General features: G+C 28.9%; 14 protein-coding genes and 1 pseudogene. 6 read left to right on the forward strand and 9 right to left on the reverse strand.

Features of this window, described 5'->3' with window-relative positions; translation table 11 throughout:
• Positions 1–64 precede the first annotated feature (64 nt).
• Together CM54_RS11590 and CM54_RS11595 are read right to left on the reverse strand one after the other, a co-directional pair.
• Positions 65–412: an ArsR/SmtB family transcription factor gene (locus CM54_RS11590; RefSeq protein WP_002441960.1), complete on the reverse strand. Its 348-nt coding sequence runs from the start codon at positions 410–412 to the stop codon at positions 65–67.
• Between the two features lie 18 nt (positions 413–430).
• The gene (locus CM54_RS11595; RefSeq protein WP_002441958.1) at positions 431–1,048 is read right to left on the reverse strand and encodes a CadD family cadmium resistance transporter; all 618 of its coding nucleotides are present in this window, start codon (positions 1,046–1,048) and stop codon (positions 431–433) included.
• 353 nt (positions 1,049–1,401) lie between these two features.
• Between CM54_RS11595 and CM54_RS11600 the strand changes: the two genes are divergently transcribed.
• Positions 1,402–2,076: an IS6 family transposase gene (locus CM54_RS11600; RefSeq protein WP_037551349.1), complete on the forward strand. Its 675-nt coding sequence runs from the start codon at positions 1,402–1,404 to the stop codon at positions 2,074–2,076.
• Positions 2,077–2,136: 60 nt separating this feature from the next.
• Positions 2,137–2,238, forward strand: a pseudogene (locus CM54_RS13000) (replication protein); the annotation flags it as partial.
• Between the two features lie 124 nt (positions 2,239–2,362).
• Here CM54_RS13000 and CM54_RS13175 read toward each other — a convergent pair.
• Complete coding sequence (locus CM54_RS13175; protein WP_369952456.1) at positions 2,363–2,545, reverse strand: type I toxin-antitoxin system Fst family toxin; 183 nt, start codon at positions 2,543–2,545, stop codon at positions 2,363–2,365.
• A 271-nt stretch (positions 2,546–2,816) separates the two neighbouring features.
• Positions 2,817–3,302, reverse strand: coding sequence for an immunodominant staphylococcal antigen IsaB family protein (gene isaB / locus CM54_RS11610; RefSeq protein ID WP_037551353.1), 486 nt, complete (start codon positions 3,300–3,302; stop codon positions 2,817–2,819).
• Positions 3,303–3,927: 625 nt separating this feature from the next.
• Here isaB and CM54_RS11615 point away from each other — a divergent pair.
• Positions 3,928–4,530, forward strand: coding sequence for a short chain dehydrogenase (locus CM54_RS11615; RefSeq protein WP_037551356.1), 603 nt, complete (start codon positions 3,928–3,930; stop codon positions 4,528–4,530).
• Positions 4,531–4,675: 145 nt separating this feature from the next.
• Here CM54_RS11615 and CM54_RS11620 read toward each other — a convergent pair whose 3' ends face one another.
• The gene (locus CM54_RS11620; protein WP_037551358.1) at positions 4,676–5,281 is read right to left on the reverse strand and encodes a stage II sporulation protein M; all 606 of its coding nucleotides are present in this window, start codon (positions 5,279–5,281) and stop codon (positions 4,676–4,678) included.
• A 149-nt stretch (positions 5,282–5,430) separates the two neighbouring features.
• Here CM54_RS11620 and CM54_RS11625 point away from each other — a divergent pair, with 149 nt between their 5' ends.
• Entirely contained in the window at positions 5,431–5,676 is a 246-nt protein-coding gene (locus CM54_RS11625) for a hypothetical protein (RefSeq protein WP_037551360.1), read from the forward strand.
• A 90-nt stretch (positions 5,677–5,766) separates the two neighbouring features.
• On the opposite strand, the gene CM54_RS11630 is transcribed toward CM54_RS11625, so the two are convergent.
• Positions 5,767–6,576 carry a CPBP family intramembrane glutamic endopeptidase gene (locus tag CM54_RS11630; protein ID WP_037551361.1) on the reverse strand — a complete coding sequence of 270 codons (810 nt, stop codon included), beginning with the start codon at positions 6,574–6,576 and terminating at the stop codon, positions 5,767–5,769.
• Positions 6,577–6,600: 24 nt separating this feature from the next.
• The gene (locus CM54_RS11635) at positions 6,601–6,801 is read right to left on the reverse strand and encodes a hypothetical protein (protein ID WP_051600361.1); all 201 of its coding nucleotides are present in this window, start codon (positions 6,799–6,801) and stop codon (positions 6,601–6,603) included.
• A 556-nt stretch (positions 6,802–7,357) separates the two neighbouring features.
• Here CM54_RS11635 and CM54_RS11640 point away from each other — a divergent pair.
• The gene (locus tag CM54_RS11640) at positions 7,358–7,576 is read left to right on the forward strand and encodes a VraH family peptide resistance protein (protein ID WP_037551363.1); all 219 of its coding nucleotides are present in this window, start codon (positions 7,358–7,360) and stop codon (positions 7,574–7,576) included.
• Between the two features lie 536 nt (positions 7,577–8,112).
• Here CM54_RS11640 and CM54_RS11650 read toward each other — a convergent pair.
• Together CM54_RS11650 and CM54_RS11655 are read right to left on the reverse strand one after the other, a co-directional pair.
• On the reverse strand, positions 8,113–8,787 hold the full coding sequence (locus CM54_RS11650) for an IS6 family transposase (RefSeq protein WP_037551366.1): 675 nt from the start codon (positions 8,785–8,787) through the stop codon (positions 8,113–8,115).
• Positions 8,788–8,927: 140 nt separating this feature from the next.
• Positions 8,928–9,695 (reverse strand): DUF536 domain-containing protein, encoded by a 768-nt coding sequence (locus CM54_RS11655; RefSeq protein WP_030062665.1) that lies wholly within the window; start codon positions 9,693–9,695, stop codon positions 8,928–8,930.
• A 440-nt stretch (positions 9,696–10,135) separates the two neighbouring features.
• On the opposite strand from CM54_RS11655, the gene CM54_RS11660 reads away from it, so the two are divergent.
• Positions 10,136–11,071: a replication initiator protein A gene (locus tag CM54_RS11660; RefSeq protein ID WP_037551369.1), complete on the forward strand. Its 936-nt coding sequence runs from the start codon at positions 10,136–10,138 to the stop codon at positions 11,069–11,071.
• Positions 11,072–11,502 lie beyond the last annotated feature (431 nt).

Genomic DNA, 11,502 nt, shown 5'->3' on the forward strand with positions numbered 1-11,502 from the left:
CATTTTATGTTATATCTTTGCTTTTTTATAGTATCAAGACAAGAAGAAACTCGTTTCACTCGTTTCAAAAACCCTCCTGATTTTTAGAGAAAAATTCTTTTATTTCATCGTCTTTAATAAAATAATATGCCATCTTTCCTTTTTTATAAAAATCAAGTACATCATTTTTATATAAAAGTCTTAAATGATGTGAAGTTGAAGCAACACTTATTTTCAATATCAAAGAAATATCACAAACACACAACTCATCTTCTTTAATCAAAGATAATATGATTTTCAATTTCTTCTCATCACAAATTTTTTCTAAAATGTTAAGTAATTTCTTAGATTTATCATCTTCTAAAAAACTTAAAGCATTGTTAACTTTATCCTCATGTACACAGATCACATCACAAGCATTTTCATAGCTCATATAAAATCACACCCTAAATTAAAATATAAATCCTAAAATTGTCCCAATAGTGTCATTTTCAATAATAATAAATAAACCTAAAGCTATGTAAATAACAGCCATAATCCAACGACTAAATTTCTCAACAATTTCTCCAACTCCTGGAATATTAGCTAATTTTTGTGCAGTAAATACCAAGAAGAAAATTAAAATTAAAAAGACAAACAAAGTAATTAATAAATCAGTAACACTTAATGTCACAAAATACGGAACAAATAAACCAATATTATCAGCACCACAACTTGCTATTGTAACAATTGCAACCGTACCAACTAATTTAGACAATCCTTTTTCATTCAATTCTTTTTTAGCTCTCTTTTCTCCTTCACAATCATCATAAATAGCTACTTTAATTCCTAAATAAATCGGTATTAACCCTAATAATCCTAATATCCATTTTTCAGGAACATAATTTAAGACAAAGGCAAAGAATAAACTTACGACAATCAATGCCACAGATCCTACATATTGACCAATATAAATATCTCGATATTCTTTCCTAGTCTTTGCTCTAGCAAAAAATATTAATAAAATCACTAATAAATCTACTGCTGTCGCAATATAAAGAATAGCAGCAGTTACAATAGTCTGAATCATAATTACACCTCATTCAAAAATATTTTTGAATGTATTATAACTTATGTTTTCAAATAATCATAGATGCTTTATTCCAATTGCTTTATTGACGTTGAGCCTCGGAACCCTTAACAATCCCAAAACTTGTCGAATGGTCGGCTTAATAGCTCACGCTATGCCGACATTCGTCTCCAAGTTTAGTTAAGGGTTCTTCTCAACGCACAATAAATTTTCTCGGCATAAATGCGTGTTCTAATTAATAAATATTCCATAAATCAAAAGTGCAATTGCTGAAATCAAAACCAATATGCTAGAAAGGGTTCTGTTGCAAAGTTGAATTTATAATATAATTTTAACAAAAAGGAGTCTTCTGTATGAACTATTTCAGATATAAACAATTTAACAAGGATGTTATCACTGTAGCCGTTGGCTACTATTTAAGATGTGCATTGAGTTATCGTGATATATCTGAAATATTAAGGGAACGTGGTGTTAACGTTCATCATTCAACGGTCTACCGTTGGGTTCAAGAATATGCCCCAATTTTATATCAAATTTGGAAGAAAAAGCATAAAAAAGCTTATTACAAATGGCGTATTGATGAGACGTACATCAAAATAAAAGGAAAATGGAGCTATTTATATCGTGCCATTGATGCAGAGGGACATACATTAGATATTTGGTTGCGTAAGCAACGAGATAATCATTCGGCATATGCGTTTATCAAACGTCTCATTAAACAATTTGGAAAACCTAAAAAGGTAGTTACAGATCAGGCACCTTCAACGAAGGTAGCAATGGCTAAAGTAATTAAAGTTTTTAAACTTAAATCTGACTGTCATTGTACATCGAAATATCTGAATAACCTCATTGAGCAAGATCACCGTCATATTAAAGTAAGAAAGACAAGATATCAAAGTATCAATACGGCAAAGAATACTTTAAAAGGTATTGAATGTATTTACGCTCTATATAAAAAGAACCGCAGGTCTCTTCAGATCTACGGATTTTCGCCATGCCACGAAATTAGCATCATGCTAGCAAGTTAAGCGAACACTGACGTGATAAATTAGTGGTTAGCTATATTTTTTTACTTTGCAACAGAACCAGAACACACATATGAAAAACAAACAAAAAATGAGTATGATCCACAATTAGAGAAAGACCGAGAGAAATTTTTGAAACAGCTTGAAGTCGATTGGAAAGAATAAGAGATTGTTTTACAAAAAGCATAAGAAAGGATATACTGAAATTAACAAATATTGCTAACATTTACGCACCAAACCCCAGCCTATTGCCGTAGGCTGGGGTTTTTTAGGTGTTGGCTCCATCGTCTTATTTTTTATTACGCTGTTCGAGCCAATGTTTAAACAACGCAACGCAGCACTCTATAAAAATAGATACTGTTATATAAACAAATATTGCTAACATTTCATCGCACCCCCTCTCTACGTCAAATTGACGTCTGAGGATAAGACGACTTTCTATAATATACCATGTGAGATATGTGATATACATTGCATAAAAATAAAAAATGCGTCTTTATGAAAATCCATGAAAATGCGTGGTTAAGGTAATGTATAAAAGATGTATAACCTATAATCTAAACACAAAGGCACGAACGCTGTTGTAACGGCGTTCGTGCTTTTTACATTAGTTAACATAATAAAGTGTTATAGGTAGTTAAATTGTATATTTTATACATTTTTACTACCTATAACACATAATATAAAGAAAACATGAAGTAAGCAAACTTGCAACTTACCTCACGTTTTATACCTAAAATGTCTTATTCACTTATAATTTGACATTTAATCACATAGCCATTGTAAATATAAAATCTGACATCTTTATTACCAATTTTGTACATATATTCTTCACCCCATGCTGAAGTCGGAGAGTAAGAATTTGGTTGACCATAATTTTGAATTAAAGTATTTTTATTAATAGATTTTCCATCGAGAGAGAAGAAAACACCATTAGCTTTATTCTCAGATACACCATAAAGTGTTTGATCGTATAAATTTATTCGATTGTCACCATTTGAATTCTTCGATATTTGATAGCCGTTGATAGTAAAATTATTGTATTTCAATGACTCTTTGAAATTTTTGTCTAATATAAATCCACTTTGATACGCAGTATAACCATCATAATTATAATAAGGTTCAATAGACTCTTGTGCCTGTGCTTCCGTTGCATTAAATAGTTCGGGCGTTACAGAGAAACCCAAAACAATACCGCTAGCTAGAATAATTTTAGAAAATTTCTTCATAAAAACCCTCCTAAATATTTATAATTCATCTATCATTATTACAAAGATATTACGAAAAATCATCCATTATTACAAAAAAATTACAAAAAATTTATCTAAAGTTAATGCTTTATCAACTTCTAAATTTAAAACACCAACTATTTTTTCGTGACTATCATAGTTAAACTCTGTTTAATTATGGTTTCTTTTTATGTAGTGCCTATAGACAAATTGGATATCCAAAAACCTTTCATACTGAAAGTAAAATTACTCGCAATAATCTAATGATCTTAATTTCAATTTTAAAGGGGGATTTCAAAGTATTATAAATCCAATTTATAGTTTAATACCTAGAAATTTCTATCTGCTCTCAAGACAAGAAGAAGCTCGTTTCTAAAAACAAAAAAACAAGCCGAGATTTCGGCCTGTTTTCTTTACATAATTAAGCATTATGGGTAGCTAATTTGTATATTCTATGTATAAGCTTATTTAATATTAACATTACTTGAATATACTATGTTTTACAGAATAAATTCATAAATGTATATGTTACATTAAGTATGTAAGTATTAATAGTAAACTTTCGAATATATTTATTTTGGCTAAAAAATTTACAAAAATAACAGTATTTATTAGGAGGATTACAATGAAAATAGTAGTTATTGGTGCTACTGGCACAATAGGTAAAAGTGTATCTAAGAAACTTAAAGAAAATAATCATGAAGTTATTGAAGTTGGCAGTAAATCTGGTGATTATCAATTAAATATTACCTCTCCAACAGAAATTGAACAAATGTATAAAGATATTAAAGATATAGATGCTGTTGTCAGTGCCACGGGAGGAGCAACTTTCAAATCCCTATCAGATATGAGTTTAGAAGAAAATAATGTAGCCATAAAAAGTAAATTATTAGGACAGATAAATCTTGTTTTAATAGGCCAACACTATTTAAATAAAAATGGTAGCTTTACTTTAACTTCCGGAATTATGATGGATGATCCTATTTTATTAGGTTCTTCAGCAGCTATGGCAAATGGTGGTGTCTCAGGATTTGTTACATCAGCAGCTGTAGAATTAAAAAATGGTTTAAGAATTAACAATGTAAGTCCTAATGTCGTTGAAGAAGCTTTAGATAAGTATGGAGAATTCTTCAAAGGATTTACAGCTGTTTCAGTTGATAAAGTAGCAAATGCATTTATTAAAAGTGTTGAAGGCGCTCAAACTGGACAAACGTATAAAGTTTATTAATGTTTTAGTATCTCATTATCTTATATTCAATTTTCATTTTTAAAAGACCCAGACGCTGATATGACGGTGTTTGGGTCTTTTTCCTTTAATTAACATAATTAGTTCTTATGGGTAGTTGTTTTGTATAGTTTATGTATGATCAAAATCATTGTAATAGATTAATTAAAAATTTAGGTATATATGCCTCTACAAAGGCAGCCACAATAAATAAAGGTAAGGCTCTTAAAATATAAATTTTTAGTAGGTTAATAAATGCTAACTTAAAAGAAATATTGTCTTTTTTATCTTTTCTAAATTGATTTGTAACTTTTCGTGTAATTGACTTATTTAACATATATAAACCACTTGCCATAAAACTCATTGCCAACATTTCTATAAATAAGTGAGGTGAGGAAGACAGCGTCTTTATCATACCTTGGTTAAAATCCCAATGTAATAAAAGACCAAATATCATACCAAACGCCACTGGTGACACAATTAAACTGACAGCGTATAAAAATGGAATAGGTATTAGTGCTAAAATAAATATTTGCAAAGTCGTTTTCAAAGCATTTTGCTTGATATAATCCCAAACAAGTTCGATTCCTGTCATTTCTGAAAGATTTTTAGGTAATCCCTGTATAATACCTTTCACACTCTCTTTAGGTGGACTAAATATGGCAGATAATGTTAAAGATATTAAAAATATAAGTAGTATCGCTATAAAAAATTTTAATGCTCTTTTTTTATAATTATCATCTCTGATTTTCAATTCATACACCTCTTTTTAATTAACTTATCATAAGCAAGTATTATAGAAAATACACATAAAAACTAATAGAGATTCTATATAAATCATTTTTAAATATGATAGTTTAATTACGAAATATATTATTTGAATTTTATTCGGAGGTTACATTCATGGAAAAACTCATAAATTGGCTGCTACCCGTGTTTGTTATCGTTTTTGTTTTAGCAATTCAATATTTTATTTCTTATCATAAAGGGGGAGTATGGAAACTCCTTGTTCCAATAATTTTCACAATCCTGTTATTGGTTCTCTTCTTCTTGGAAAAAATAACAATGGGTAGCTTAATTTTATATTTTATAATTGGAAATTTAGCATTACTAGGACAATCATATCCATCAGAAAAAAATAATAATTAGTATTAATAAACTATGTATAAAGAGGGAACTCAAAATGAGTTCCCTCTCTTGTTGCCATAACATTCATTATGGGTAATGAAAATGTATAGTTTATTCATTTCTCTTTTTTAATTTTATTAATAGAAATATAATCATCAAAAGAAAAGAAAACATAGTAATGACAGATACTGTAGAACCATATTCACCACCAGTTATAAGTATATTGGAACTTTTATAAATATATTCTGCGATACCTTCATTTTCTCTTTGAGTCGTAATATCAAATAATTGAGTAGCATCAAATAAAAAATGAATTGCAATAGAAGCCCATATGGTTTTGTAATAAATAGTTACTAATCCATAAAATATACCAGCAATAAATAAACCAATGATAATAAGAATGATATTTTTTAAATCATATTGTCCACTCATTAAGTGTAATAAGCTAAATATAATTGAACTAACAATAAGTCCATAGTAAATATTAGTTTTCTTTTCAATCAATCCCATCATGAAACCTCTAAAAAACAATTCTTCAGAAATAGCCGTAGCTAAAGAGGTTATTAAAATAACAGTACTAATATTTAAAATATTAGTATTTATTTTCCAATATCCTGGAGTACAAACAATAAATATTACGTACATAACCCCAATTCCTACAAATCCTAAAACAATTGAACTTAAGTTTAAACTAGGCTTTGTAATACGAAAACTTTTTAAATCTGATTTTATTATTTTTGAAATCCAAATTGTGAAAATTACAAATGTTAGTAATACAATTAATAAATGAAATAATATATATCCTAAATCTCCCATACCTATAATTGGAATTAATCCTATTAACGGAGTTAAACCATTAATTAAAGTCATTATAAATATTGCTAATAGACATTGAAGAATTAGATTTACTATTTTTCTCAATATTCTTTCTCTCCTTTACATCAATTAAGAGAATATTTGAGATAAAGATCCACAAATAATTACTACCACAATAATTACTAGCCACCATTTTTCAGAAAGAAATTCCCATACATTCATTCCTCTTGAATTATTAATAGAATCTTTCTCTCCAGTAATTAATTCATTTAAAGAAATATCAAATATATTAGATAACTTTAAAAGTGTATTTATATCGGGCTCTATCATATTTTTTCCCATTTGGATACAGTTTGTCTGGTTTTGTTTAAATTTTTGTTTGTGAAATTAAGATATATTTATTTGGCTTATATTTGCGTTTTAAGAGCCGATATAGTTTTTTAGGTTAAAACTATATGATTTACCCCTAAATCTTTAAAATACCCTCTTAAAATTCAAAATAAAGGTATTTAAATTTAGATAAAATAAAAAAGCCAATCCGTATAAAACGAACTGACTTTTAAAGAGCTATTCTTTTATCGTGGAATTAATTTTTATATCTGTGCCACGACACCGATTCTTAAATGTGTAGCATTAATTTTTATATCTGCGCTACAACGCCGATTCTTAAATATGCAGTATTAATTTTTATATCTGTGCTACAACACCGATTCTTTTGTATTTGATATAAAAATCGACGGAGGTCGATTTCGCTTTTAGCACAACGTTCTGAAAGAACGTATAAGTGCGCCCTTACGGGATTTAACTAGATTATAACGACGAAAAACAGACCTGTAAAGTGATAACTATTGTGATAAAGTTTGCTAAAAAGGAGTGCTTTATTTTTATGACTATAAAACAAATGTGGAAAGAATTATTAAACAAGAAGTGGGATTCAAATGATTTATTTAGAATAGTGGTTTCGATACTTATAGCTAGTTTTATTACTACGCCTTTATTTGGTATTCCAATTGGAACCATAGTTTATTTTTTATTGTTTTATAAAGATGATGATTTTGATGAGATGGCAGAAAAATATGATTATCAAGACGATAATAAAAAATAGACCACGCATTTATGCCGAGAAAATTTATTGAAGTTGAGAAGAACCCTTAACTAAACTTGTAGACGAATGTCGGCATAGCGTGAGCTATTAAGCCGACCATTCGACAAGTTTTGGGATTGTTAAGGGTTCCGAGGCTCAACGTCAATAAAGCAATTGGAATAAAGCAACATTAATTGAAAGAGGTAATCTATTTTACTGAAATTCATTTTGTCAATAAGATCCACATTAAATGTCCTAGGATAAAAATAATAATAATGGTTAATATAGAGCTGATAAAGCCTATTATTTTTATCTTTTTTTTACTAAATTCTGGACTTTTATAAACTGAAAAATAAAACATAACAAGAAAACCGACGAACATTCCATACAAGGATAATAGAAAATTCCATCGAATATCCATATAGCCTCCGCGCATTAATCCATAGGTTCCTAAAATTAAAAAAATAAAATAAATTGATATATGACAGTTACCATTTATGGTTCTGTTGCAAAGTAAAAAATATAGCTAACCACTAATATATCATGTCAGTGTTCGCTTAACTTGCTAGCATGATGCTAATTTCGTGGCATGGCGAAAATCCGTAGATCTGAAGAGACCTGCGGTTCTTTTTATATAGAGCGTAAATACATTCAATACCTTTTAAAGTATTCTTTGCCGTATTGATACTTTGATATCTTGTCTTTCTTACTTTAATATGACGGTGATCTTGCTCAATGAGGTTATTCAGATATTTCGATGTACAATGACAGTCAGGTTTAAGTTTAAAAACTTTAATTACTTTAGCCATTGCTACCTTCGTTGAAGGTGCCTGATCTGTAACTACCTTTTTAGGTTTTCCAAATTGTTTAATGAGACGTTTGATAAACGCATATGCCGAATGATTATCTCGTTGCTTACGCAACCAAATATCTAATGTATGTCCCTCTGCATCAATGGAACGATATAAATAGCTCCATTTTCCTTTTATTTTGATGTACGTCTCATCAATACGCCATTTGTAATAAGCTTTTTTATGCTTTTTCTTCCAAATTTGATATAAAATTGGGGCATATTCTTGAACCCAACGGTAGACCGTTGAATGATGAACGTTTACACCACGTTCCCTTAATATTTCAGATATATCACGATAACTCAATGCATATCTTAGATAGTAGCCAACGGCTACAGTGATAACATCCTTGTTAAATTGTTTATATCTGAAATAGTTCATACAGAAGACTCCTTTTTGTTAAAATTATATTATAAATTCAACTTTGCAACAGAACCACATAATTGATGATTATCAGAAGTTTGAGTCACATTAAAAAGGCACAACAAGTTTATGAACTTGTTGTGCCTTTTTAATTGCAATTAGTTACCAAATAAACGACTCCAAAATCCCTTTTTAGGTGGTTCTACCTCCCTATTATCATCAGGATCACTCTTCGTTTCTTCAACGAACTTATCCTCTTTTGTTAATTCACCTTCATTTGTACTGTCGTTCTTTTTCTCTTCAGCTATATCCTTGTAATTTACTTCTGTTGGTTGACGCTTTGTTTGTTGTTGGTTGATATTTTGCGATTCTTCAGTAAAAGTTGCTTCTTGCGGATTAATATTTTGTCTATTATTCGTCGCTGTATCAAAAGAATAATTAAGCTGTCTTTCTTCTTCTAATTGGCTTTCTAGTTTTTGAATTTTTTTATTGCTTTCTAAAGCTAATATTTGTTGATTCTCCAACAATTTATTTAATGTATTAACATTGCTATTTTGTTGATCTAATTGCTTAGTTAAATTCTCAATATATTTTTCATCATTTTTAGCTCTAGTTTCAAAGATTTCTATTTGCTTTTCTAATTCGTTTACTTTTGTTTTTAATGCCTTAGAACTATTTGAATTATTATATATATTCTTTTCTGCTTTTGCAGTATTTTCACCAAACAATTCTTTTTTTACTGATTCTTTATTTTGGATTGTACTCTCTTTCTTAGTAATTTTTTCTATAATTTTCAAATAATCATTATCATCAATATAATTAATCCCATTTTCTTTTTCAAAAGTTATATTTAAACTTTTAGCATTATTAACAATAGTTTGTTTAGTTACACCTAATTCATCAGCAACCATTTTAATAGTTCTCATAACATCCACCCTTAGGTACCTAATTTAGTACCTAAATTTTACCACCTAATCAAGTTTATTTCATCATTTACCACCTAAATTTACTACCTATTTACTACATAGGGACCTAATTAGGTCCCTATAATATGTTTTTGAATCTTAATTAGGCACTAAAACAATGAACTACACATTTTGCCATGGCAATGTGCTTTTAACTATATTTAAAACTCTTTATATACTTTCTTAAAAGTGTTAATATTGCTTTATAAATACTAAAAGAGTCAATGCTATTGGCGTAGCATTGACTCTCGGTAATAAAACGATTCGCACTCGTTTGTTTATATATTTTTTGATACTTGTATTATATCTATCTAATCATCTAAGTGCAAGCACAAAACATATAACTTACGTAAAAATTGTTTTATTACCTCAATCCTAAAAATGGAAATGAGGTTTTTATTATGCCCAATTTTGAAAAATACAATTTATCACAAGTAAAAACTGAAAGGTTTTATCAACTACCTAAATATTTATTCGAAGATGTATATTTTAAAAAAATGTCGGCGGAAGCCAAAATTATGTATGCGTTATTAAAAGATCGCTTTGAATTATCCATCCAAAATGAATGGGTAGATAAAAATAATAACATTTACTTTATTTTCAGTAATAAACATTTGTGCGAATACTTAGGTTATGCAGAACAAAAAATTATAAAATTAAAAAAAGAGTTAATAAGTTTTAATTTACTAACTCAAGAACGTGTTGGCCTTAATAAACCAAATAGATTATACCTATTAAAACCTAATTATGACATTAAAGCCAGTCATAGCAAGGAACTTCCAAATTCACAGTTCCAGAACAATGAATTTGGAAGTTCTAGAACTGTGAATTTCAGTGGTCAAGAACTTCCAAATTCACAGTCTAATGATACTGATTATAATGATACTAATTATATTAAGATTGAGAGTAATGATACGGATGATTTGAATGATAATAAACTAACATATTCTAATAATCACACAAATCATTCAAATCACTATAATCCAAACTTTAATGATGAAGCTTTAAAGTTCCAATTATTAGAAGAACTACCACAGAGTATTCAAAAATATCTAAGTAACTTTGAAGTAGATGAAATTAAAATTATCAAAACTGTATTATTAAAAGCCAAAACATCTTTCAACAATGCGATTGATAGCTACTACTTGTTAGAAGATATGGAAATAGAAATACTTCATGTTCTTAAACGTTTTAAAGCCATGCTTATTCAAAAAAATGAAACCGTTGAAGCCATGCAAGGATACTTAATGAAATCTCTTAAATCAGAATTCGCAGAAGTACATACGCTGAATAAGCGACGTGACCATTTACCCATCACTTCTTTATTTAATCAATAATTCAATTTAATAGGCCAACAATGCTTCAATTTGAGAGCATCTTTAAATAGATGTTCTCTTTTTTTATTAATCAAGTGGTTGCTAAGGCAACCACCTAGATCAAACGAAAGGTAAAGGAGGAGATAACAAAATAACATCAATACAATGTCACAATTTCACAACATAGCATGCTGCTATTAAAGAAAGGAGGATCACTTATGAGTAATAAGAAAAAGATTAAAGTTACTTTGGCATTAATTAATGTTCTCTTAACTGCAGTCGAATTTTATCTTCAATGGCAATTGAGTAAATCTGAAAATGAACTGTAGTTAAGCAAGTAGGTGGGACTAAAACATTTCTGTTTTAGTCCTATTTTTTCTATAAACGGTTATTATTCGTTTAAAAATGGCTCAAACATGTCGCATAAAATGAAAAACAAATAATCATTTAGC

It is taken from the genome of Staphylococcus sp. TE8, assembly GCF_000692055.1.
GTDB classification, from domain to species: domain Bacteria; phylum Bacillota; class Bacilli; order Staphylococcales; family Staphylococcaceae; genus Staphylococcus; species Staphylococcus capitis.